Origin of the sequence: Chroococcidiopsis cubana SAG 39.79 (genome assembly GCF_003991895.1) — a bacterium.
GTDB lineage: Bacteria > Cyanobacteriota > Cyanobacteriia > Cyanobacteriales > Chroococcidiopsidaceae > Chroococcidiopsis > Chroococcidiopsis thermalis.
Genome location: NZ_RSCK01000096.1, coordinates 1 through 22,495, shown reverse-complemented (window position 1 = coordinate 22,495; position 22,495 = coordinate 1). Strand labels below are relative to the sequence as shown.

Annotated in this window: 24 protein-coding genes, 1 tRNA gene and 2 pseudogenes; 9 read left to right on the top strand and 18 right to left on the bottom strand. The window is 48.4% G+C overall.

Annotation, left to right across the window (positions count from 1 at the left end):
• Nucleotides 1-79: 79 nt before the first annotated feature.
• Nucleotides 80-367 (top strand): annotated as a pseudogene (locus DSM107010_RS30870) (7-cyano-7-deazaguanine synthase); the annotation flags it as partial.
• Between the two features lie 128 nt (nucleotides 368-495).
• Here the strand turns inward: DSM107010_RS30870 and DSM107010_RS30865 are convergent.
• Nucleotides 496-1,893, bottom strand: a pseudogene (locus tag DSM107010_RS30865) (hemolysin family protein).
• A 116-nt stretch (nucleotides 1,894-2,009) separates the two neighbouring features.
• The gene (locus tag DSM107010_RS30860) at nucleotides 2,010-2,732 is read right to left on the bottom strand and encodes a hypothetical protein (protein WP_106168802.1); all 723 of its coding nucleotides are present in this window, start codon (nucleotides 2,730-2,732) and stop codon (nucleotides 2,010-2,012) included.
• 146 nt (nucleotides 2,733-2,878) lie between these two features.
• On the opposite strand from DSM107010_RS30860, the gene DSM107010_RS30855 reads away from it, so the two are divergent.
• A tRNA-Ile gene (locus tag DSM107010_RS30855) sits at nucleotides 2,879-2,951 on the top strand.
• 282 nt (nucleotides 2,952-3,233) lie between these two features.
• Here DSM107010_RS30855 and DSM107010_RS30850 read toward each other — a convergent pair.
• Complete coding sequence (locus DSM107010_RS30850) at nucleotides 3,234-3,599, bottom strand: hypothetical protein (protein ID WP_015152981.1); 366 nt, start codon at nucleotides 3,597-3,599, stop codon at nucleotides 3,234-3,236.
• Between the two features lie 208 nt (nucleotides 3,600-3,807).
• On the opposite strand from DSM107010_RS30850, the gene pyrE reads away from it, so the two are divergent.
• Nucleotides 3,808-4,383 carry an orotate phosphoribosyltransferase gene (pyrE, locus tag DSM107010_RS30845; protein ID WP_015152980.1) on the top strand — a complete coding sequence of 192 codons (576 nt, stop codon included), beginning with the start codon at nucleotides 3,808-3,810 and terminating at the stop codon, nucleotides 4,381-4,383.
• 21 nt (nucleotides 4,384-4,404) lie between these two features.
• Here the strand turns inward: pyrE and DSM107010_RS30840 are convergent, their stop codons facing one another.
• The 3 genes from DSM107010_RS30840 to glpK all read right to left on the bottom strand — a co-directional run bounded on the left by DSM107010_RS30840 (nucleotide 4,405) and on the right by glpK (nucleotide 7,131).
• Complete coding sequence (locus tag DSM107010_RS30840; protein ID WP_041462351.1) at nucleotides 4,405-5,058, bottom strand: cadmium resistance transporter; 654 nt, start codon at nucleotides 5,056-5,058, stop codon at nucleotides 4,405-4,407.
• A 111-nt stretch (nucleotides 5,059-5,169) separates the two neighbouring features.
• Nucleotides 5,170-5,526, bottom strand: coding sequence for a DOPA 4,5-dioxygenase family protein (locus DSM107010_RS30835; protein WP_015152978.1), 357 nt, complete (start codon nucleotides 5,524-5,526; stop codon nucleotides 5,170-5,172).
• A gap of 90 nt (nucleotides 5,527-5,616) precedes the next feature.
• On the bottom strand, nucleotides 5,617-7,131 hold the full coding sequence (gene glpK / locus DSM107010_RS30830; protein WP_015152977.1) for a glycerol kinase GlpK: 1,515 nt from the start codon (nucleotides 7,129-7,131) through the stop codon (nucleotides 5,617-5,619).
• A gap of 137 nt (nucleotides 7,132-7,268) precedes the next feature.
• Here glpK and DSM107010_RS38885 point away from each other — a divergent pair, with 137 nt between their 5' ends.
• Genes DSM107010_RS38885 through DSM107010_RS40250 form a run of 3 tightly spaced genes read left to right on the top strand, consistent with a single transcriptional unit; the run spans nucleotide 7,269 to nucleotide 7,830 of the window.
• The gene (locus DSM107010_RS38885; RefSeq protein ID WP_158631904.1) at nucleotides 7,269-7,436 is read left to right on the top strand and encodes a hypothetical protein; all 168 of its coding nucleotides are present in this window, start codon (nucleotides 7,269-7,271) and stop codon (nucleotides 7,434-7,436) included.
• Complete coding sequence (locus DSM107010_RS30825) at nucleotides 7,433-7,672, top strand: hypothetical protein (protein ID WP_039713303.1); 240 nt, start codon at nucleotides 7,433-7,435, stop codon at nucleotides 7,670-7,672. Before DSM107010_RS38885 ends, DSM107010_RS30825 begins: the two co-directional genes overlap by 4 nt.
• Before the next feature lie 8 nt (nucleotides 7,673-7,680).
• Nucleotides 7,681-7,830: a hypothetical protein gene (locus DSM107010_RS40250; protein WP_181245547.1), complete on the top strand. Its 150-nt coding sequence runs from the start codon at nucleotides 7,681-7,683 to the stop codon at nucleotides 7,828-7,830.
• Here the strand turns inward: DSM107010_RS40250 and DSM107010_RS30820 are convergent.
• Nucleotides 7,827-8,426 (bottom strand): GUN4 domain-containing protein, encoded by a 600-nt coding sequence (locus tag DSM107010_RS30820; protein WP_015152975.1) that lies wholly within the window; start codon nucleotides 8,424-8,426, stop codon nucleotides 7,827-7,829. The two genes, DSM107010_RS40250 and DSM107010_RS30820, sit on opposite strands and share 4 nt — an antisense overlap.
• A 296-nt stretch (nucleotides 8,427-8,722) precedes the next feature.
• Here DSM107010_RS30820 and DSM107010_RS30815 point away from each other — a divergent pair, with 296 nt between their 5' ends.
• Nucleotides 8,723-8,905 carry a hypothetical protein gene (locus tag DSM107010_RS30815; RefSeq protein ID WP_015152974.1) on the top strand — a complete coding sequence of 61 codons (183 nt, stop codon included), beginning with the start codon at nucleotides 8,723-8,725 and terminating at the stop codon, nucleotides 8,903-8,905.
• Nucleotides 8,892-9,233 (top strand): type II toxin-antitoxin system PemK/MazF family toxin, encoded by a 342-nt coding sequence (locus tag DSM107010_RS30810; protein ID WP_015152973.1) that lies wholly within the window; start codon nucleotides 8,892-8,894, stop codon nucleotides 9,231-9,233. The genes DSM107010_RS30815 and DSM107010_RS30810 overlap by 14 nt, the downstream gene beginning before the upstream one ends.
• A 23-nt stretch (nucleotides 9,234-9,256) precedes the next feature.
• Here the strand turns inward: DSM107010_RS30810 and DSM107010_RS30805 are convergent, their stop codons facing one another.
• Both DSM107010_RS30805 and DSM107010_RS30800 read right to left on the bottom strand, forming a co-directional pair.
• Entirely contained in the window at nucleotides 9,257-10,225 is a 969-nt protein-coding gene (locus tag DSM107010_RS30805; protein ID WP_015152972.1) for a TIGR03885 family FMN-dependent LLM class oxidoreductase, read from the bottom strand.
• A 96-nt stretch (nucleotides 10,226-10,321) separates the two neighbouring features.
• Complete coding sequence (locus tag DSM107010_RS30800; protein ID WP_127024722.1) at nucleotides 10,322-11,503, bottom strand: ABC transporter permease; 1,182 nt, start codon at nucleotides 11,501-11,503, stop codon at nucleotides 10,322-10,324.
• Between the two features lie 21 nt (nucleotides 11,504-11,524).
• On the opposite strand from DSM107010_RS30800, the gene DSM107010_RS40245 reads away from it, so the two are divergent.
• A complete protein-coding gene (locus DSM107010_RS40245) occupies nucleotides 11,525-11,665 on the top strand; it encodes a hypothetical protein (RefSeq protein WP_181246548.1) in 141 nt (46 codons plus the stop codon).
• Nucleotides 11,666-11,799: 134 nt separating this feature from the next.
• On the opposite strand, the gene DSM107010_RS30795 is transcribed toward DSM107010_RS40245, so the two are convergent.
• The 9 genes from DSM107010_RS30795 to DSM107010_RS30755 form a co-directional block, all read right to left on the bottom strand.
• Nucleotides 11,800-13,077: an efflux RND transporter periplasmic adaptor subunit gene (locus DSM107010_RS30795; RefSeq protein ID WP_127024719.1), complete on the bottom strand. Its 1,278-nt coding sequence runs from the start codon at nucleotides 13,075-13,077 to the stop codon at nucleotides 11,800-11,802.
• Nucleotides 13,055-13,618 carry an acyltransferase gene (locus DSM107010_RS30790; RefSeq protein WP_127024716.1) on the bottom strand — a complete coding sequence of 188 codons (564 nt, stop codon included), beginning with the start codon at nucleotides 13,616-13,618 and terminating at the stop codon, nucleotides 13,055-13,057. Before DSM107010_RS30790 ends, DSM107010_RS30795 begins: the two co-directional genes overlap by 23 nt.
• Nucleotides 13,615-14,196 carry an acyltransferase gene (locus DSM107010_RS42540; RefSeq protein ID WP_106218448.1) on the bottom strand — a complete coding sequence of 194 codons (582 nt, stop codon included), beginning with the start codon at nucleotides 14,194-14,196 and terminating at the stop codon, nucleotides 13,615-13,617. The genes DSM107010_RS30790 and DSM107010_RS42540 overlap by 4 nt, the downstream gene beginning before the upstream one ends.
• A gap of 112 nt (nucleotides 14,197-14,308) precedes the next feature.
• The gene (locus DSM107010_RS30780; protein ID WP_127024714.1) at nucleotides 14,309-15,472 is read right to left on the bottom strand and encodes a glycosyltransferase; all 1,164 of its coding nucleotides are present in this window, start codon (nucleotides 15,470-15,472) and stop codon (nucleotides 14,309-14,311) included.
• Complete coding sequence (locus DSM107010_RS30775; RefSeq protein WP_106170246.1) at nucleotides 15,469-16,497, bottom strand: glycosyltransferase family 4 protein; 1,029 nt, start codon at nucleotides 16,495-16,497, stop codon at nucleotides 15,469-15,471. The genes DSM107010_RS30780 and DSM107010_RS30775 overlap by 4 nt, the downstream gene beginning before the upstream one ends.
• Nucleotides 16,439-17,476 carry a phosphotransferase gene (locus tag DSM107010_RS30770; RefSeq protein WP_106170244.1) on the bottom strand — a complete coding sequence of 346 codons (1,038 nt, stop codon included), beginning with the start codon at nucleotides 17,474-17,476 and terminating at the stop codon, nucleotides 16,439-16,441. Before DSM107010_RS30770 ends, DSM107010_RS30775 begins: the two co-directional genes overlap by 59 nt.
• Entirely contained in the window at nucleotides 17,473-19,230 is a 1,758-nt protein-coding gene (locus DSM107010_RS30765) for an ABC transporter ATP-binding protein (protein ID WP_106170248.1), read from the bottom strand. The genes DSM107010_RS30770 and DSM107010_RS30765 overlap by 4 nt, the downstream gene beginning before the upstream one ends.
• A gap of 148 nt (nucleotides 19,231-19,378) precedes the next feature.
• Nucleotides 19,379-21,940 (bottom strand): glycosyltransferase, encoded by a 2,562-nt coding sequence (locus DSM107010_RS30760; protein WP_106171067.1) that lies wholly within the window; start codon nucleotides 21,938-21,940, stop codon nucleotides 19,379-19,381.
• A gap of 129 nt (nucleotides 21,941-22,069) precedes the next feature.
• Nucleotides 22,070-22,402: a sensor histidine kinase gene (locus DSM107010_RS30755; RefSeq protein ID WP_258184122.1), complete on the bottom strand. Its 333-nt coding sequence runs from the start codon at nucleotides 22,400-22,402 to the stop codon at nucleotides 22,070-22,072.
• Nucleotides 22,403-22,495: the final 93 nt, after the last annotated feature.

The following is a 22,495-nucleotide window of genomic DNA, read 5'->3' as shown; positions in this document are numbered from 1 at the left end:
GCATCGGGACCGCGCCCGCCAGTCATTTCTTTTAACGCTTCCCCGACATCCACGTCTTCGTAGTTAAGTACGTCGGCTTTATCCCGATTGCCGTCCCGATTACATCCAAGCTATGCAAGAAGTATTTCGTCTAGGTACGAAACAAGGGCGGGAAGGAAACGCGATCGCAATTGTTGCTCCTCTCATTCAGCTGAAAAAAACCGAAATTATTCAACTGGGCGATCGATTGGGCGTACCTTGGGAAAAAACCTGGTCTTGCTACGCAGGCGACGAACTTGCCTGCGGTGTTTGTGACTCATGCCGTCTGCGTTTAGCTGCATTTGCTGCTCTAGGGCTGGAAGATCCTTTGCCTTATAGGAGGGAGTAGGGAGCAGTTATCAGTGACCAGTGAAGAATGGAGTGTGGGGTATAGGGTGTAGTGCGTGGTGCATGGTGAGTGGTGCTTGTTGTAATTTTGAATTTTGAATTTTGAATTTTGAATTGGTAACTGCTCCCTCAGCTCTCTTTCCCCTGCTCGCTGCTCTCTGCTCCTTGCAAAAGGTGAATCTTAATCTCGTCAAGGCGGGGTCCTTCAACAGAAACGATAGTAAATTCCAGGTTTTGATAATTTAAGGTTGTGCCGACGGCGGGGATTTCTTGTAGTTGATACAAAATAAATCCTCCCAAGGTCTGATAATCTTGTCTCAGAGGTAAATCTAAATTCAATAACTTGTTGAGGTCTTCTAAGTTCATTTGTGCCTGTACCAAGTATGTTCTGTCGTCCAAACTCTGGATCAACAGCTCATCGGTGCTTTCTATCGCCCCTGCATCGCCAATAATCTCGGCAATTAAATCTTGTAGCGTGACTAGTCCTACGGTTCCGCCAAACTCGTTGACAACTATAATCGTGGCTCGTTCCGCACGGATGGAATGTCTCAAGCTTTGCTGCATGACGGGCAGAAGTTCGCCTAATGAGGTGTGTTCCGGTACAAATTGGGCAGGACGCATCCAGGGATAAATTTCTGTTGATAGGGAAATTTTTCCTAGAGCGAGTGGTTCTGCTAGGTCTTTGAGGTGAATAATGCCCCGTACTTCGTCCAACGATTTACCAATAATGGGGTAGCGAGAGTGTCCCGTAGCTGCAACTGCTTGCAACAGAGTTTGCAACGTGGCGTTCATGGATAAAGCAATGATTTGCGGACGCTGTACCATGACTGCCCCAACTTTGACCGTACCGAATTCAAAAATATTATTCAGTAACGCTCGTTCTTCTGCCTCTAAGCCAGTCGATTCTCGCTCGGTAGAAATAATCAGTTGTAACTCTTCGGGAGTAACTGGTGGTCTCCAAGCTTGTCCCGTGTATTGAATACCCACTAAACGCAGCAGAAAGCGCGTGGATTGGTTGAGAATCCAGACAAAGGGCGTAAAAATGCGGGCGATCGCTTTGAGGGGTGAACCCAATAACCGCGCTAGTTGCTCGGAGTAGAGCAGCGCGACTGACTTGGGACATAATTCTCCCAGCACGATTTGCAAGTAGGCAACTAGAAAAAAAGCAACTGAAATGGAGATCGCATGGGTAATAAAAGCCCGCTCTCCCGCAGGTAAGGGTAACTGCTCTAACCAAGCAGCAACCAGTACGCCCATCGTACTCTCGCCAATCCAACCCAAGGCAAGACTGGAAAGAGTGATCCCGAGTTGGGTAGTAGAGAGGACGCGCTCGAGACTGCGTTGTAGCGATTGTACTGTCAGCGCTTGCCAGTCTCCCGCTTCTACCAACTGCTAAATCCGCGATCGCCTCACGGAAACAAGGGAAAACTCAGCCGTGACAAAAAAAGCATTAATGGCAATCAACAACAGCACAGATAATAATCTGAGCCAAATATCTGCCCAATTCAGGGGAGGGAAAGCACTCATCTTTGGTGGAGGGAGCAGGGACGAGCTGGGAGCAGGGAGTAGGGAGTTGGAAAGTTTTGAATTTTGAATTTTGAATTTTGAATTTTGACTTCTCTCCTGTCCCCTTGTCCCGTTATTTACCTAACTACAGGAATATTTAACATTTGTAACTGCAATCGCTGTTCGGGATAATCGGTCAGATGTAAAGAAATTTTCTGTACGTTGTCGAGCAGAGCAGTGGAGATACTGAGCGTGCTGGCAACAGATTTGCCGTTAGCTGGTAATTCTTCAGGAAAGCCTTCCGTGTTGGCGCTGAGTGTCTGTCCTCGTTCGTTGGTTACATCTAAAAAGCTAGATAGAAACCTGATGGTTCTATCTCCTTCGTTTTTAAAGTTCATCTTCAACTGTAATGCCCCGCCAGAAAATCGTGCAGATGCAATTTCTAAGGACACTCCTTCGGTTTTAGAAATCATTGGAAATCCAGGCTGAGGGGACTCGCTCTCAGCCACCAACTTTGATTTTGTAGACGATCGCTTGTCGTTCTGCGGATTTTCAATTAACGGCTTCTCCGGCTTGGCTTTTTTTCCTTTGCCGTCAATTCTAGCTTTTACGGCAGCTAAGACATCGGCTTCTTTGAGCATCACCACGCCTTGCTGCTGTTGAGACTTATTTTTGCGAAATCCAATTTTCCCGGCGGGACGAGAATCGGGTTGATTTACGCCTTCAATCGCTTCATGTCCGATCGCATATCCCCAGATTGCACTTATATAACCCCCGATCAACATCAGAAGCAACAAGATTAACGTCAGGGCGACGGTTGAATTGACTTTTCTTAATGATGCTCGCTTAATCCAGAGCATTGACTCCTTACACCAGTTGTTTGCTAACGAATGAGCTAGTTATATCATTGCGGTTATGTAAATTATGTACTATTTGTCTTGTGGCGATATTAAGTATTGAGACTAAACAATTTGCCTTGACAATCTAAGTTACAATATAAACTCCGCCAGGGTTGGCCGAGCGGTTGAGGCAGCGAACTCATAATTCGCCTTAGGCAGGTTCAACTCCTGCACCCTGGATTTCTAAGAGTCAACACTCAGCAAAAACTACCAAGCAAAAATTACCAGACTGGCTACTGGTGATGAGCGGCGATCGCTACAGAATCTATGATTGCTTGTGGGAATTTAGAGCGCTCCCCTATTCCCGACTCAATACTTCTCGGTTATGATTGCACAGCCTTTGGAAGATCCCCCTTAATCCCCCTTGACAAGAGGGAAATGAAGCTGTCTTTAGCCTCCCTTTTTAAGGGAGGTTGGAGGGATCGAATTCTAACCAAGAAGTATTGATTCCCGACTGGCAAATTACTTTGGATTACTAGACTTCTTAGACTCCAAAACTGAAGTTCTGTATGGATTGGGCAGATCTCGCGTGCGGATGACCGGATCGCTAGAGACTTGCTGCTCTAGTGCAGTGCGGTACAGGTCATCAGTCCGTTTCGCGTCGCGATTAATTTCGTTGTCGGGAAATCCGTTTGTTCCCAACAGCCAATCAAATTGTCGTCCGAAAGAACGATTTTGGAAGAAATCACGACCGCTAGTGAACATCGCTTGCTCAAAGCGATCGGCAAGAGTACGGTTGCTTGGTTGGGCGATCGCGCTAGCCTGAAATCCAGAGACAGCAGCGATCGCGAGTAGAATACCACTGAAGCGGTTGAACTTGATGGGCATAGAATGTCCTCTATACTGTTGCAATTTTGACTTATACTGAACTGTTGCATCAGTCTTAGCCTATTCTTCCCCGTTTTATCAATTAGCGATCGGTTATCAGTTATTAGTAGAGAGTGACTAGTGGCTGGTGACTAGTGGCTAGAATTGCTCGCTCAGCTCTCTTCCCGACTCCCAACTCCCTGTTCCCTGCTCCCTGCTTTCTCAAATTATGACAACCGATTTAACTGCACTACGCCAAGAACTACTCGATCTACTCTGTCAACTTGCCTACAAAGAGGGTGATTTTGTCCTGTCTTCTGGTCAACGCAGTTCTTATTACATTAATGGCAAATTAGTTACGTTACACCCTCAAGGTGCTTTGGCGATCGGTCGTTTGTTATTATCTCTGCTACCACCAGACACGCAAGCAGTGGCAGGATTGACACTGGGAGCCGATCCCATTGTTAGTGCCGTGAGTGTGGTTTCTGCGATTGAAAATCGTCCCATTCCAGCTTTGATTATTCGTAAAGAAACTAAAGGACATGGTACGAGAGCGTATATTGAAGGTCCAGTATTACCAGATGGTGCTTTGGTTGTGGTTCTAGAAGATGTTGTCACGACTGGACAATCGGCAATGAAAGCAGTTGAAAGATTGCGAGAGGCGGGGTATAAAGTTGAGGAAGTTATATCGTTGGTAGATAGAAAGCAAGGTGGTGCTGAGTTATATGCAGCGAAAGGATTGAAGTTTCGGACATTATTTTCCATTGAGGAGCTTCAAGCACGATATCAGCAAATGAATTCTTAAAATTGCTTAAATATTGTAAGTTCAAGCTGAAAATATTAGTCCGAACGTGCCTCTTTCATACAGAATAAATAAACCTAAGCCAATCAATATGAAAGGAACTATCGGTTGACCGTAGCGACTTAAAATATTGGCAATAGTAGGTTGGCGAGTTAATAAATAGGCGATCGCACACCAAACTCCTACCATCAAAAAAAATACAGCGAGAATTATACTTAAACTAGCAAGTTGACTACCAGCAAATAACGGAATATAGATACTAATATTATCGCCCCCATTAGCAAGTGTTACTGCTGCAACTTTATAAGTATGAGGGTTCAGAAGACTTAAAAGGAAAGAAAATGTGGAATTACGATAACTAGAATTTTCAAAGCTGGTTACTGTTTGTACTTGTACGGTTTCTATTTTGCGATTTACTAATTGCTTAAACCCAATTATTATTGGCAAGAGTCCTAGTAAACCAATCCATTCTCGCGGTACAATTAAACCACCAAAAAAACCTGGTAAGCTAGCCAAAACAATAGTTGTAAAACCTAGATACTGACCGATAACGATATGCCGACGACGAAAATTAGCATTTATTTGAGAGAAAAAGAGTAGCAAGACAATAATATCATCAATATTTGTAGCAATAAAGGCGATTAAACCTTCTGCAAAAGCCATGCCAATTCTACTCATTACCAGTCAAATTCGTTTAATTTAAAACAGGCAGATGTCAGCATATAAAATTGATATAATATGACTATTTTGAGTTCATCTGTATTCTGAAACTTGTATTTTTCCTTGAAATTAAGTCGTTTTAATGGCTCTAAGAAACTCTATATTTAGCTCTAACTTGTCTCCTAACCAAAGGGCATGGTTTGTATGGTCGGCAACATCGTTACCTGTTGTTGGATGGACTAAAATATCTAATCCTTGACGATGCAACATTAACCAGGAAACAATCGCACCAAATTGCTCTGGTAAAAAGGCAACTTGATACATAGGTTTGGGATGGGGACCAATCGGATTGTCATGCCAGCGCCCAAGCCTCACGTCGAATTTTGTATTCAATTCTTCACGTACACGCGCTGCTACTTCGCGACTTTGGCGATCGTAATAGACATGAGCGTGAAAATCTGCTATCTCCTTTGTATCTTCTAGCATCGCTTTTCGCTCCACTCATACTTAATACTAGTTTGACAAATCAAGAACTGGGATCGCTCAAAGATCGCAACAGCAAATCAGAGCATAAACTCAGAGATGAGATTCATCAACCCAATGCTGAGCGCGGTTAACAGCTTTAAGCCAAGTGTGAAAATTTTCTTGTGCTTGAATTGCCCCCGTTCCTGGCTCAAAAATTCGGTCGATTTTCCGACTGCGACACAATTTTTGATAATCAGTCCAATAACCGATCGCCAATCCAGCACCAAAGGCTGCACCTTGAGCCGTTGCTTCTAAAACAACTGGACGCTCGATCGGAATTCCGAGTGCATCGGCTTGGAACTGCATTAAAAAGTCATTTTGACAAGCACCTCCATCAACTTTCAAGACTTCAATCGCTTTGCTAGAATCTCGATTCATCGCCTCGATCGCCTCTTTTACCTGATAAGCGATCGCTTCTAAAACGGCTCTCACCATGTGTTCGCGCTGTACGCCGCCTGTAATTCCCAGAAAAGCACCCCTAGCGCTCATATCCCACCGAGGCGCACCCAATCCACTTAATGCTGGGACGAAGTAAACACCGTTATTATCTGTAACTTGACGCGCCAGGTGTTCGGTTTCGGCAGCTGAATCGATCAGCTTCAAACCATCTCGCAACCACTGAATGCAAGCACCTGTCGTAAACATAGCCGCTTCTAAAGCGTAACTCGTCGCCGTTCTTCCGTTTGCTAAAACTTGCGTCCAGGCAACAGTTGACAATAACTGGTGATGCGATCGCGTCAGTTCTTCACCTGTATGGGCGATTAAAAAACATCCCGTCCCATACGTACATTTCACCATACCAGGACGATCGCACCCGTGGGCAAATAGCGCCGCCTGTTGATCGCCAAATACCGCTGCGATCGGAATTGCTTCCCCCAGTAGTTGCGGATCGGTTTCGCCAAACATACCCAAACTAGGCTGAATTTGCGGCATAATGCGATCGGGAATCTGAAATAAATCGAGGAGTTGCGAGTCCCAATTTCCCTGCGCTAGATTCATCAACATCGTGCGGCTGGCATTACTATGGTCAGTAGCGTGAACCTTGCCACCCGTTAATTTCCATAAGATCCAAGTGTCGATCGTCCCAGCCAGAATATTATCCAGATTTATATTTATATTTTTATCCCGTACCCAATCGAGCAACCACGCGAATTTAGTTGCCGAAAAGTAGGCATCGACAATTAATCCAGTCCGTTCTTGAATTGTCTTTGCTTGTCCTTTTGCTTGTAATTGCCGACACATAGACGCGGTACGCCGATCTTGCCAGACAATTGCTTTGTGCAAGGGTTTACCTGTCGTCTTATCCCACAATAAACAGGTTTCTCGCTGTACCGACAAACCAATCGCCGCGATCGCATTTGCTGAAATACCTGTATGTTTGAGAATTTGTTGTATACAAGTGTAAGTATCTTGCCAAATCTCTTCAGGATCGTGTTCTAAATAGCCAGGTTGAGGATAATATTGCCTCAGTTCTTTATAGGCTTGACCGGCGATCGCACCTTCAGCATCGAACAAAATTGCTCGATTCCCTGTCGTGCCTAGATCTAATCCTAGAATGTATTGCATCAGTTATTAGTTATCGTAGGGGCGGGTTTAGCAACAGATTTACGGTTTGTCACGATCGATCTTTGCCCAAAACCCACCCGTACATCAATTGTCAAATGACAAATTCTAATTTATGAATTATTTTGTCACTTTTTGGCATGACATGCAGCGATCTTGACAAAATACGAGTATCAGTTATCAGTGTAGAGACGTTACATGTAACGTTTCTACAAAGTTATCAGTTGTTACACACCACTCAACTACCAACTACCACCTACCAACTACCACCTACCAACTACCAACTACCAACTACCACTCTGTCATGAACCTCAGAGCAATTATATTTTCATCTGTAGTAACTGCCGCAATCGGTGCAGTCATTGGTTTAGCTGCGGCGAGAATTGGTCAACGTGACTTTAATCAGTTGAGATTTGAGGGGAAACATTATGAAGGAATGCAAAATAGATATGTCTTGGTTGGTGCTAGCGTAGGTTTAGCTGTGGGGTTGGGACAAGAGTGCGTCCGCCAACTCAAGGCAGAAAGAGATCGAGAGACAGAGTAGTACGAAGTATGCCCCCTAAACTAAAATTTAGCTTAATCGGCTTGCTGGCAATTGGTACAGCAGCAACGTTCGCTACATCCTACTCGTACTTGGGGATGGCTGGGATCGCTGTATTCTTGCTAGCTTATTTGTCCAAAGGCATGAGAAAGCACGGTTAAAGCTGGCAGGTGATTAACCGATTGAAAAAATAGTTGGTCATTTTCGCGCCGAAAGGAGAATTCCACCAGCGGGAGGGATGGCAACCAATGGGTGCTGTGAGGGTATAGTCTAGATCGTCGCATTTGAGCCATTTACGATTCGATCGCCAGCCCACACGATCGCCAAAAGACTCGATAATTTGATAATCTTGGTTAATTGTGGTTTCTATAGAGCCGCCAATACTTTGATAAATTTGTGTTTGGATACTAAAGCCAAAGCGACCGTTACTATATTTACGCCACAGATTATCGATGACTTGTAGTTCGTTACAGGGAAAACTTCTAATTTGTTCCGGGGTAATGGATTCTAGTTCTAACTCTCCCGTCACAGATTGAATGAGGCGAATCGTTTCCCAGTCTGCTGCATGGAAATTTTCGGCAGCTAGCAATTCTTGTAGCTTTTTGTAGCGGTAAACATCAGCTACTAGCAGAAAATTGTCTTCCGTCCGAGCTAGGCGATCGCTCAAGTTTGATAGCATTTGAGTCATCTGCCCTAGTTGTGTTTCTATCATTGCTAAACGGGCGATCGCTTCTGATTCTTTAATTTCGCTAGACATAGGAAACCTCACAATTAGGTTGTCATTTGTCATTTGTCATTGGTGCATGTTTTGTACTTATGACTTACGACGAGGGTTGCTCAGGCAGTCAACTGGGTTCTCTATATCTTTCTATAGATCGGCAAAAATTTAAATATATAAGTGGTAATTCACAAAAAACTTAATTTCTTAGCAAGAAAAATTAAGTGTATAGGGTGCTTCTAAAGCAAATCCTCAAATCATAGCGTAAAATGTAATCCAATTGACATATATCATATATAAACTGAATCTAACCTATTTACTCTGGAGAGGTAACTATGACTAACGAAGTTAAAAAACTTAGTATTAGAGAACTTGCTAAACTGCCGAGAGAAAGCCAAGACAAAATTCTTTTAGAGCAGATAGCTGCGTTACCAGAAATGTGTTTTATCTCAGGTTCGGAAGAGATGGAATGGGTGGAGGAGTATCAAGAGGAAGATCCTGAAGATGAAATATGGTGAGATATGGCAAATTAATTTCGATCCAACAATAGGAGATGAAATCAAGAAAACTAGACCTGCTGTAATTATTAGTAGGGATGGACTATCTGGATTGAGAATAAGACTTGTAGTACCAATTACAGGATGGAAACCTAATTTCGATCGATTATCCTGGATAATCCAATTATCTCCTACATCGACAAATGGATTATCAAAACTATCTGCCGCAAATCCGTTACAAACACGCTCTGTTTCTACAGCAAGATTTGTCGATCGCGTAGGAGTGTTAGAAGGTGATAAACTAGAAGAAGTTATTTTAGCTTTAGGTATACTAATACAGCATCCTTGACATGGCAATAAGCAGCGATCGAGCTAATTTGTCTGCAACACAGGTAACACTTTCTCGCCAAATACCTGAATGAATTGTTGCTGTTCGCGGTTGATGTTGTGTAGCAGCAATTCATCAAATCCCAACTCTACATCTTGCTGCAACCATTCTATATGTTGCTGCGGATCGGCAGAGATGCGGACGTGTTCGTTCATTTCTTCCGGTTTGACAAACTCTCCGGCTGCATCAAATTGCTGGGGCGATCGCAGTTCGGTCATGAGAATATTTTTGAAAATATTATTACGCCACTGTTGATGGGCTTTTTGCCTTGCTATATCTTCATTGCGATCGTATGATAGTTGAACTTTCAATAGCATGGGCTTGCCTGCTCCACCACCCCGACGAAAAGCATCGACAACTTGCTTGAGTTTCTCTGGCGGACGAGAGATTGTAATTAACCCATCTGCCCAACTTCCCAGCCACTCAGCAGTTTGAGCCGTCACAGCAGCACCGATAATTAAGGGTGGGGTTTCGGGACGCGAATAAAGTTTTGCCTCCTCAACGCAGACTAAACCTTTATGAGTCACGGTGTCTCCGCGCCACAAAGCACGCATAATATCGACGCATTCTTTCAAGCGAGTATTGCGATCGCTTTTACACAACCACTTATCGCCTGTAATAGCCTCATTGAGCGCTTGACCGCTACCTACAGTTATCCAAAAACGTTGAGGAAACATTTCCGCCAAAGTAGCCGCCGCCTGAGCGATAATTGCCGGATGGTATCGCTGCCCTGGAGCGCAGACCACGCGATAATTCAATCCGGGAGTCGCTTGCATCGCTGCACCCAACCAAGACCAAGCAAAACCGCTTTGACCCTGCTGTTCGCTCCAGGGGTGAAAGTGATCGGAGGAAAGAGCATGAGTGAAGCCTGCTTGTTGAGCCATTTGAACGTATTGCAACAATTCACTGGGCTTGAATTGTTCGTGGGAAGAGTGATAGCCGATTTTTGTCATTTCGGGAGTAGGAGCTTCGAGTAGATGAATCCGATCGCAATTTAGCGCCAGTGAGATTTCTTGTACTCCCCCCCTGGTTAAAACTTGGAGATATATTTACTGCGAGCGCAAAGCTTGTACGGGGTCGAGTTGGCTAGCGCGAAGTGCTGGGGGAAATCCGGCTCCCACACCGACTACCAAGGCGGAACCCAAAGCCAGTGCAGCGATTCTGCCTTCAAATTCATATGGTAAATCGAACGCATCGGCAACGTTGAGCGCAACAACATGCACGACTACTAAAGCTACCGTACCGCTTGCTAGACTGAGCAATGCTGCCTCTAAAACGAATTGGAGCGCGATTTCGCGTTGGGTAGCTCCTACGGCTCGACGAATGCCAATTTCAGACGTGCGTTCGGTAACGGAAGCAATTGTAATATTAGCAATGCCCACACCTCCTACCAATAGGGCGATCGCTCCCACTACCATCAGCCCTCGCGTTGCCAGTTCCAGAGTTTGTTGCTGCTGGATTAGGTCGTCTACATTATTCCAAGCCCAAAAACTGAAACCAGGATAGCGTTGTTCTAATAATTCTATGGCGCGATCGCTCAAGTCTTCTAATTCTTCCAGTCGATAAGGACGCAGTTGAACGCTGCCGATATCTTGTTTGCCGTGCAAGGCATTATAAATCGCCATCGGGACGAGAATTTGACCTTCAGGAGGCGAATCATCATCTGGGCGCGTTTCTAACACTCCTATAACGATGTAAAGTCTGCGCCCAACTAAAATTTGTTCTCCTACCGGATTGCGATCGCCAAATAGTTCTTTGACCAAATATTCATCAATTACCGCTACGGGTCGATAGTTAGCAAAATCGGTAGCATTAAAAAACCGTCCCCTAACCAAGTTTTTTCCCGAAGTCAGTAAATAGTCTTGAGTTACGGGCGATACTGAGGGCAGATATGCTTTATCTTGATATACGGTGGATAGCGGTCCCGCCCAGTTAAAGGCGCTGATTGCCTGCACTCCTGTGAGTCGCTGGCGCAAAAATTCCATGTCCTCCAAGCGCAGTTGCAACACAATGCGATCGGGTTCCCACTGTGGATAAACTGTTATTTGCGGTGCGCCCCGTTCTGCTAGTTGTCGAGCAATGACAGCGCGGCTGATACTACTAGATTGTAGCGTTGCACTCACCGCCGCTACCCCCATGAATACCCCCAACATGGATAGGGTTGAACGCACGGGATGACTGCGGAGGGAACGGTAGGCAAGATTAAGTAAATCGAATGGTGAAATGCCCATGATTTAAGAAGGGAGTCGGGAGTGGGGAGTCGAGAGGACAAGGAAGACAAGGGAGACAAGGGAGACAAGGGAGACAAGGGGGACAAGGGAGACAAGGGGGACAAGGGGGACAAGGAAGCAGAGAGCAGGTGGGCTTTGTGTGCAGGTGGGCAGAGGAGATAAAATAACTAACTGGTCAGGAGTCAGGAGTCAGGAGTCAGGAGTCAGGAGTCAGGAGTCACCCCACACCCCACACCCCACGCCCCACACCCTATTTACCGGTCACTGGTCACTGGTAATTGGTCACTGGTCACTGGTCACTGGTCACTGATAACTGGCACTCCTGGCTCTAGTGATGGCTCGGATGGCGGTTGAATGACGCGATCGCCAATTTGCAAGCCGGAGGTAACTTCAACGTTTGTCAATCCTTCTAAACCCAACTTCACTGGGCGTTTTTGAGCGTTGCCTTGACTATCTCGTACCCAAACAAACGGTTCGGAATCGTCATCGTCGTCGCGTTGCACGATTTCAGTCGGTAAGACGATGACATTTTGCCGCTGTTGGAGCAAGATTTCGACATTGACGCGGCTGCCTGGAATCAGCGTACGAGTGGGAGTATCCAACAGGACGATCGATGGGACGGCTGGCTGATCTGAGCTACTCGATTGATTCGATTGCTTGGAACCGCCGCCTGAGCTTTGTTCCTCTTCCTCCTCCCCAACTGCTTGCGGATATAGGCTTTGAATTCGCCCTGTAAATGTCTGGCGATCGGGACCGATAACGCTAACCCGAGCCAATTGGTTAGGACGGACTTGAGTTGCGTTCAGGGTGGAAAGCTGAAGTTTTACCAACACTTGCCTCGGATCGCCAATTGTGAGTAAATTTGTGCGGAATTCAACCCCGTCGCCGTTTTTCACGTTGACTCCCAACACAACACCGTCAATCGGTGCAGTCACGATCGAGTCTCGCACTTCTTGCTGAATGCGTTTGCGCTCTAGTTGGAATGCTTCTAGTTCCAAAGCAGCCGTCCGTGCATCTGCTTGGGCATCGCGCAAGGTAGCCCGTGTCTCGCGGAGTTTATCTTGTTGCTCGTAGACTTGTTCTCGTGCGATCGCCCCCTCTCTCGCTCCAGCCACCAAAGGACGCAGTTTTATTTCATCGGCAGCAATTTGTTCTTTCGCTTCCACAATTTCCTGTTGATGGCGCTGTAAAATCCGTCGCTGCTGCTGAATTTTGACTTCTTGATTGGCGAGGGCTGTTTCTCGTTCTGGATAGCGCAGAGTAATTAGCGTCTGTCCAGCCTGAACGCGGTTCCCAGGTTGTACCAAAACTCGATCTACCGCTCCCTCTGTTGGGGAAGTCAAGATTCGCTGGTCGCGCAGTTCTACCACGCCGCTTTCATTGATGGTAGATTCTACAGTGCCGCGCTTGACTTCGGATAGGCGAACTGCTACGGGTTCCTCGCGATTCAGGATGAGGATGAGATTGGATTGCCAAGCGCCCACCCCGATAACTGTTAGTATGGCTGCGCCAGCAAGCCATCGACCGTTGTGATGGAAGAATTTTTCTAGCTTAGGATTGTCCTTGCCAAACATGGCTCTCTCCTGTTTTGCTGGAACCGACAATGCGAGCTGGATTACCAGCTGCGATCGCATAGGCAGGGACTTCAAAATCGATGACTGCACCCGCACCCACGATCGCACCGTCGCCGATGCAAGCTCCCCGCAACAAAACTGCTCGCGTCCCAATCCAAGCATCGTTGCCAATTTCAATGCTGGTGGGTGGTACGGCTGCATCACCTTCAGTCATTAGAGCGGGTGTAGCAGCGAAAGTATCTGCTATGACCACTTCGCGGGAAATTAGCGTGAAATTGCCAATTGTGACGCGATTATTAGTAGCAATAATTGCTCCGGCGATCGTGCAGTAATCGCCTATCTCCACCTCGCCACAGGGTCCGAGATCGAAAAAAGAATCAATATAAATGCCCGTATCGCTGCCGACACGCAGACCGCAAGGGCGCTGAGAGCGATAGTGCAGAAATACATAACTACTGTGCAACCAACTGCGATCGCCAATTATGACGTTAGGTGGCAGCGATCGCCCGAACCAGTCGTGGGAAAGCCGGAGTGATGTCATCGTCTCACCCCCAATAAGCTTGTCACTTTGGCAGGATTACCCGTCACCATCGCCCCCGCAGGCACGTTAGAGGTGACGACAGAACCAGCGCCAATCTGCGCTCCCGCACCAATTTGTACTCCTTTGAGGATAATTGCTCCAATGCCGATTTGTACGTCATCGGCAATAACTACAGGCTTTGCCTCCAAGGGCGGACGCTGCTGCGGATTGCCTGCGGGAGAAATGGCGATCGCATCTAGTCGCCGCAAGTCTGGATCGCGGGGATGAAAGTCGCTATCGGCGATCGTCACGTTGTAGGAAATTAGGACGCGCCTGCCGACTGCGATCGACTCAGCACACCAAAACACTGCCCCGACGAGGACGGAATCATCACCAACGACAAGCTTGCCTGCTGGTTCTACTGAAAATGCCGACCAGGTGTAGACTTGTACGTTCTTGCCCAGAACTAAACCTGGATTTTGTTGGCTGCGAAACCGCTTAAAACTCTCTTGACGCTCTAGATAGCAACCAGGTTCGATCCAGATATTATCGGGTAGCGTGTTGTAATCCCACTCTCCAGTAAACTCGCGGGTATCCATGCGTATCCCTCCTAAGCAAGTCAAAAATTAAAAGTCAAAAGTCAAAAAGGAAAAATGTAGTTCTAGCAAAACTTTTGGCTGCTGCCTGCACGCGAATTCAATGTGGAACAACTTATTCAATTCGCTCTAATATTTCGCCCAGCACTAAGCGCGAGTCAAACCAAGTCCGCGCCAGTTCCCTTGCTGCCTGCTGGTGGGTATCGTAGTCTCGTTCGATCGCCTCAATTGCCTTGACTGCCTCGTCTAGATTGGTAAATGTCAACAGCCCAAATCCGGTGGGGATATATTTGGAAAAACCCGTATTTTGCACCACCACGGGGCGACCTGCGGCTAAATAGCAGACCGAACGGCAACTAAACCAGCCGCAGCGGGTAGCGACGTAAACGTTCTTGGCAACGCTGAATTCGCCGCGAGATTGTTCGATATATTTGCGGTAAAGGGCAGCTGAAGCGGAAGTAGCTTCAGCATCCACAATCGACCAACCGAGCGATCGCCAGCGATCGAGCGGCGCTTCACCATTGACATTGATCGTCACCTCAAATGATGCAGGGCTGCGGGTTGGCAGTGGCTCAATTTGCTCGAACTCCAACTCTTTAGAGCCGTACCTAACACTGTTGTGAACGATCGGTTGCGGGTAATGATTCCAAGTCATTACCGTCGTCCATTGCTGGGCGGGTGGTTGAGCCAGCCAGCAATCTAAAAGAACTGGGGGGCGGGTTGGCAGCCAGGGAATGTCAAATGTCGGCAGCGGGCAATCCGGTTGTCCCAGGCGCAGGGCGTAAGTAAAAAACAGATCGTGCGATCGCCAACCCCAACGCTGCTGTTCGGCTGGCTGTCTGTCCCACTGGGGAAATATGACAAAGTGATTCCAGCCTGGATCGGTGTCGATTAAGATTTTGTTACGACAGTGTAGGTATTCATCCCGCAGCACGCTGCCACCAGAAACGTTCAGTAACAAAGTTGCTTCCGCCGCCACCTCTGCCATTGTTTCGGCATCTAACCCATATGTTTGCCCATCAACAGCGCGATAGTGCCAGCGTTGTGCCAATGCAGGGGAAAGTAGGGCAAGAGATCGCTTCAGAAATTCAATCCCATAACTGGGATCTTCTTCATACACCCCCGTCTCTGGGTTGTAGCTGTAGGAAGGAATCCCAGGATCTTCGAGATAGTACACTTCAAATCCCAGTTGTTCCAATCCCAGCGCGTACTGTCCGTAATCCCAAGCTACGCCGCCTACAGGACTGGTGACGATCGTGCCAGTAACGATCGCTTTCATTGCCGCACCTCCAGCATTTGACGATAAAGCGATTCGTAGCCATCTACCATGCGGCGGTAGTCAAAACGGGCGATCGCCTCTCGTACTTTGTGACGGTCTAAAGCCAGCGTATCGGGAATCAAAGCGGCAAGGGCATCGACATCGGCAGCGTAGTATCCCGTCACGCCTGGTTCTACAATCTCCGAAACGGCACAGCGATCGATCGCCGCCACGGGCGTACCGCACGCCATCGCTTCCAACATTACCAGCCCGAAGGGTTCGGAGGCATTGATCGGAAACAGCAGCGCCGCCGCTTCTGCGAGTAATTTGTTTCGTTCTGGCACGCCGATATATCCGATATATTCCACTTGCTTGCCATCTACCCAAGGTTCTATTTCAGCGTAGAAGTAGTCACTTGTCTGTCCTGCCATTACCAGCCGCATTCCCACTTGCTGGGCGATTTGAATCGCTTCTAAAGCGCCTTTTTTGTGAATCAAATGTCCTAGGAAAACGAGGTAATCGCCACGTTTGGCTTGAAAGGGAAAGGCATCGATATCAATGCCGTTATAGACAACAGCAACGCGATCGAGAGTGGTAAATTTGCTGCGGTGGTATTGAGAAACGGCAACAACTTGAGTTTCAGGGTAGCGACTGTAGCAACTGAGGATATCTTTCGTTGGGTTGATGTGGTAAGTGTAGAGGACGGGCGTACTTACCAAGCGAGTGAATGGTAGGGCGTGATGGTAGGCGTGGCTGTGGATGACATCAAAGCGTTCTGCCTGCTCGAAAGCGGCAGCTACGTGCACGATCTCGTGAAATTCGTAGTAATTCCACAGCATTGAGTCTTCTTTGTAGCTGCGGGGATAGACAGCGTGTAATCTTGCCTCAGTTTGAGAATCCCCTGAAGCAAATAACGTCACCTCATGACCTCGGCGCGTTAATTCTGCTGCCAGCAAAGACACGAGCTGTTCGATCGAACTGCCAATGTCAGGACGAGTGGGAAGGGCGAGCGGCGATACCAGAGCTATTCGCAGGCGATCGCGCATAATTTTCCTCCTTGTCTAGCCAATGCCAACGTTCGGCAATTTTATCGAGTAACTTATCGACTTGAGCGATATCTCGACAGGGTGAGATCCACCAACGGAGATACCAGAGAATTTTGAGAATGTCGCAACCAGCCAGCGTCCGGTCGAAGGCGCGGCGATCGAGTGGGGCGATCGCGTGTCGGGCAAATTCGTCGAAGTAAGCAGCCAGCAAGCGCGGCTTTCCCGTTCCCCAGCCGGAGGATAGCTTCGCCACATCCCAAGCTGGTACGCCAATCGCCGCCCATTCCCAGTCAATCGGTCGGATACCTACTTGCGGTTGGACGATTAGGTTTTGGCACGACATATCGCCATGTACCAAAGTGTGGGGCTGCGCCTCCAACTCGGCAATTAATTCGTCCAATCGCGATACGAGAGAGTCGAAACGAGCGATCGCTTGCGGTTGATACAATTGCACGCTCTGACGCGCCATGTCAGCCAAATATCGATAAAAAACAGCACCGTGTTCGACCAGGCAATCTAACTGGCGCAACTGTGCCGCTTGACCGTAGTAGGTGGCGTGCAGCCGCGCCAGCCAGCGGAAAGCCGCACACCATTCCTCAACATCGCAGTATTCCAGCTTCCATTCGCCGACATCCTCCATGAACAGCCAGTAGCGATGGTTGGATTCGTCGTACAGCGAGGCATATAAAGCAGGCGTACCGAGATCGCGATTGACGAGCAAGCGTTCGTAGATCCTGACTTCTTTACCGCGATGGCGGATATGGCGATCGCATTTGAGCTGTAGTTGTTTGAAAATGACGCTCAACTGCTGACCGTCATCTAATGTCACTTGCAACCGATCGATCGGATGGGTGCTGAAACTGTCAAGCGGCTGAGATTCAATCGCCACAATTTGTAGCGATCGCCCCCAATAACGACTCAACCCCTGTTCTAGTACAGCGGCGGGAACGAACATTTCGTCGATTTGGTCTGCGCTCATCGCGAACGCTCCTGGGTGGTGGTGCGAGCTAAGTCAACTAATTGCCCATGCTCGATCGCCAGTCGCAGGTCGCAGCTTTCCAAAGTGCTGCGTCGATGGGCGATCGTAAAAGTCGTGCGTTTGTCCATCAGGCGCTCCATTGCCTCCATAATTGCAGCTTCAGTTTTGACATCAACCGAACTGGTTGGTTCGTCCAAAATCAAAATCGGTGCATCCTTGAGAAATGCCCTGGCGAGGGAGATCCGCTGCCGTTCGCCTCCCGAAAGTCGCATTCCCCGTTCTCCTACTCGCGTCTCGTAACCGTGCGGCAAATTCAAAATAAATCGATGGGCGTTGGCTGCTTGTGCTGCGGCGACAATCTCCTCATGGCTTGCCCCTGGACGGGCATAGGCGATATTTTCCGCAATACTGGTAGAAAACAGCACGGGTTCTTGCAGCATGATGGCGAACTGATTGCGTAAATCTTGCAGCTTGTAGTCCCGCAAATCTAAACCATCCAATAAAATCTGCCCTGCGGTAGGGTCGTAAAAACGAGTTAGCAAACTGACGAGGGTTGTTTTCCCCGCCCCTGTCGTTCCGGCGATACCTACCCGCGCCCCTGCGGGAATGCTAAAACTAATCTCATGCAGCACTTGCGTGTCGCCGTCATAGCTAAACGAAACGCGATCGAAGACTACAGCCCCTTTAGCTCGTTGCAACGGTCTGGCGTGCGGTTTTTCCACCACATCTGGCGCTTGGTCGAGTAAGGTAAAAGCACGTTCTGCCCCTGTCAAAGACCCTTGCAGGCTGGCGACATTCTTACTCATCGATTCGAGCGGTTTGTATAACTGCGACAGGTAGCCCAGCACTAGCAGCAGATTCCCTAAAGACAGCTCCCCACTTTGCACCAGCCGTACCCCCACGTACAGTACTGCTGCCGTACCTACTGCCGTAGTTAAGGCGATTAGCACGCCCAAACTGCCTTCAATCAAACTCAGCCGCAATTTCGCCCACAGCGCGTCCTCGGCATGGCGGACAAAACGGTGCTGTTCTCGGTCTTCTTGAGCAAAAGCTTTCACGACCCGCATTGCTGCCAAGACTTCCTGTACCACCGAAAAGGCAGTACTTTCCAGCTTTTTAGCTCCTCGCCACTGCTGGCGCAACCGTTGCCCGTACAATCGCGAGAGAAAGTACAACAACGGCGAAATCACCAGCGCAATCAGGGCAAGTTGCAGGTGAATGCGGGCGCTGACGTAGAGCATACTGAAAAAGGTGAAAGCGGAAGTGACGAGGGGAATTACGCCGTCAACCGCAATCCATTGCAACGCGGGTGCATCGTGTTGTACTCGATAGTTAGTGTCGTGGGTTCCTTTGGAGTCGTGATAGGAAAGCGATAGCCGCTGCGCGTGGCGAAACAGCCGCGCCCGAAAGTCTAAAACGAGCTTTGCACCTGTATAAGTTTGCAGCATCGATCGCGTTAGCCCTAACAGCTTGCCTCCCAAAACGATCGCTACTGACAAAACTACGGCAAAAATTAAAATTGCCTGGTTCGATCCAGTTATTGCTGCGGGAAGCACGACACGCAAAAAGTAGGGCAACGGCTGCGAACCGATGACACTATCAACTGCGATCGCCACTGGTAGCGGTTGCAGCAGCGTCACGGGAATGGATAATAAGCTGAGTAGCAACAGCAGTCCTAGATGCCAGCGAAACGATCGCACCTCGCGCCAGATCCGTTGGTATATTTTAGGGATGTTGTCAGGAATTGCTCCCACTATTTGCCTCCAACTACATTTACCAAAACAGGGTGCAGGGGGTAGGGGGTGGGGTGTGGGGGAACACCCTGTTTTCGCTTCATAGCGGTTTTCAATTGGGTAAAACACGCGCTCTGTAGGGGCGCACAGCCGTGCGCCCCTACAAATGTCACGCGCGCAATTGAGAATCGCTATCAGGCTTTACCCGTTCGATCGCTTGCAAGACAACCGCAGAAGCAACCGCACTCTCGTAGAGCGATCGCAATAACAGCAGCAAGGCGATCGCTCCTAACTTCGCAACCGCACTCCACGCTGAATCGATCCACGCTGCTACCGTGAGTCCGACGAACAGGAAAAACAGCATCCAACCGAGTTTCGACCACCGCGACCAAGTACGCAACCGCACTAGCTGCTGTCCGCCACCGTGTTCTTCAATCGCCATTAACAGGCGATTGCTACCAAATAATCCCCCTGGCACTTCCAAATCCCAAGGATCGAAGTTACCGCCGCGTTGAACGCGGTGTCCGGCAGATTGGATCGCCGTCTCAATTGAGGTCAGCCACGATTGGGGCGCGTGCCAACTGGCACTCCAAAGCGTTGCTACTCTTGCTAAAGGCAAGGCTAAATTTGACATCCCATACCAGCGCCAAGGTTGCAAGCCGTAGCGGAAACGTCCTTTGAGACGAGCCAAAGGTTGGAGTAGGTACAGCACTGCGGTCAAGCTATAACGCCGCCAGCGATCGAAGCGAGATTTCGGCTGGTTGGGAAACTTGGCTTGTGCGGCGCTGCGACAAACCTGTATTAAGGTTGCGGCGATCGCAACTAGGGCAAGGGGCGAGATTAACCACATTGGAGTCCACAAAACTCCTCCTAGCAAACTCAGTCCCACCAATACCATTACGACTAAATACCATTCCGGCATCAGCAGTAACGTTCTCAGCGTTCCTGGCATTGGTTGATAAATAGATTGAAACAGTGCCGAACCCCAAGTGCCATAGAACACCCGCTCTTGTACGCTCAGTCCGTACATGACGCTCGGACCATAAATTCGTCCCGACCAGGTAAGATGTCCGAGGATGTTGTATTTATCAGTCCATTTCTGTTCTAAAAGAGCTTCGGCTTTACCATAGCCCTGTTGTTGCTTCCAGTAACGCCATACTGAATTGCGGCGATGATGCCAGACTACGGCAGCTGGGCTAAACCCGATTGTCCAACCCTGTTCTTGCAACCGCCAGCAAATGTCCACGTCATCACCTGCCGTCCGAAACTGAGGATCGAACCCAGCGATCGCCTCTAGGCAAGACTTGCGAAATGCCATATTACAACCAGGAATATGCTCTGCCTCCCGATCGGATAGTAGGACGTGAGAAGGACCTCCTGGCGCATTTGCCACGCACTGGGCTACCATTCCGTCCTCTGGTGGGGGCAAATTGGGACCACCCACCCCGACATGGGAGGTTTCCATAAAGGTGATGGCAAGATAAGTCAACCAGTGTGGGTCTGGGTAAGCATCGTCATCGATGTAAGCAACAATTTCCCCTTTTGCTGCTTGCATCCCTACGTTACGGGCATGGCTCAAACCACTTTGAGGAGTGCGGATCAGCCGGACATCGTACTCGCTGACGATCGCCGCTGTATTATCTGTAGAGCCATCGTCAACCACAATCGTTTCATAATGCGGATACTCCAAGTTTGCCAATCCTGAGAGAGTATCGCGAATCGTGTGGGAGCCGTTGTAGCTGCACACGACTACCGAGATCGTGGGAAAAGACAATGCAGGGAATGGCACTTGAGCAAATGCCTGACGCGCGGTATTCAAGGCAGGTTTAGGACGGCGCTGGCGATCGGTAATGCCAAAATCCCAGTCGTCAATATCGTAGCCGCCGCGATACCATTCGTCCGTCCAAGCAAAGACAAACGTTCCCGCACAACCCGATGCAAACGTTGTACGGAGCTGCCAATCGAGTATTTCTGCCTGCTTTTGTTTACCATTACGGCGGCTGTCTAGCCCTAATTCTGCAAGTACCAAGGGGCGATCGCCTGCTAGATTTTGCAAGCGGGCAATATAGGCAGCTAAGCGATTCTGTTGCTCTAGGTAGACATTGAAGCAAACAAAATCGACAAACCGCAGTTGTAAATACTCTGTCGTTGGGTAGTTGACATAGGTAACTAAGCTATCGGGGTCTTCGCGTTTAGCAATCCGATACAGGCGCGCTAAAAATCGCTCGACGCGATGACGACCGTACCAACGCACGATTCCAGCCGGAATTTCGTTACCGATCGCATAACATAATAAAGCTGGATGCCCCGCACAACTACGCACGCTGGCGCGGATACGCTGTTCGAGCGATCGTACCCTTTTTCTGTCGTCTAAAAACGCAATATGCTGCTCCCACGGCAGTCCTACCATCACCCAAAGACCGTACTCTGCTGCTAGATCGAGCAACCAACGCGGCGGTACTGTGTAAGTTCGCACCGCGTTAATCTCATTCGCTACCATAGCGGCAAAATCGCGACTCGTAATTTCGGGACTGGGATAGAAATTGCCTGCTGCATCTGGGTGAAACGTACCGTAGGTCACGCCTCGGATGTAGAGCTTTTCATTCCCGACAAAAATAAATTTACCCCGAACTTGCGGTCTTGCTATTGGTGCAGCGACACCTGATGATATGGAGTCACGAGTGGTTGCCAGTTGAGCAGGTATACTGTTTGTTACCTTCTCGAACCGCATAAGCAAAATAAATTAGCCAATGAAACCTTAAGAATAGGTTATGAGGCGAACCTTGCGAAAACCTTAAATTAAGCTTCAAGTTGGCTTAAAGTTTTTTTTACTTGTACTCGTACCACGTACCACGCACCACTATTCCTCAGAATACAACGGCAGCTCGACGATAAAACATGCGCCACCCCTTGGCTGGTTAAACGCCATAATCGTACCGCCGTGGGCTTCTACGATCGCCCTGGCAATTGCTAAACCCAGCCCCGTACCTTGCTGCTGACCGCTATGAAACCGTTCAAAGATGTGTTCTAGCAGATCGGAAGGAATGCCCCGACCCGTATCGGCAATTTCAATCCATGCCGAGTTGCCAATGACTTTTAGACGCAGATCGATGCGCGTCTGTTCGGGAGTATGGCGGATGGCGTTATCTAAAATATTGGACAAAACTTGTTCGATGCGGTCTGGATCTCCCAGTACTACGACTTTCTTAGTGGGACTTTAAAACTTTCTAAGCCCAAAGATAGCCTGACTTGGCTTTGTGAGCGGCAAATACGTTGATGTGGGTCA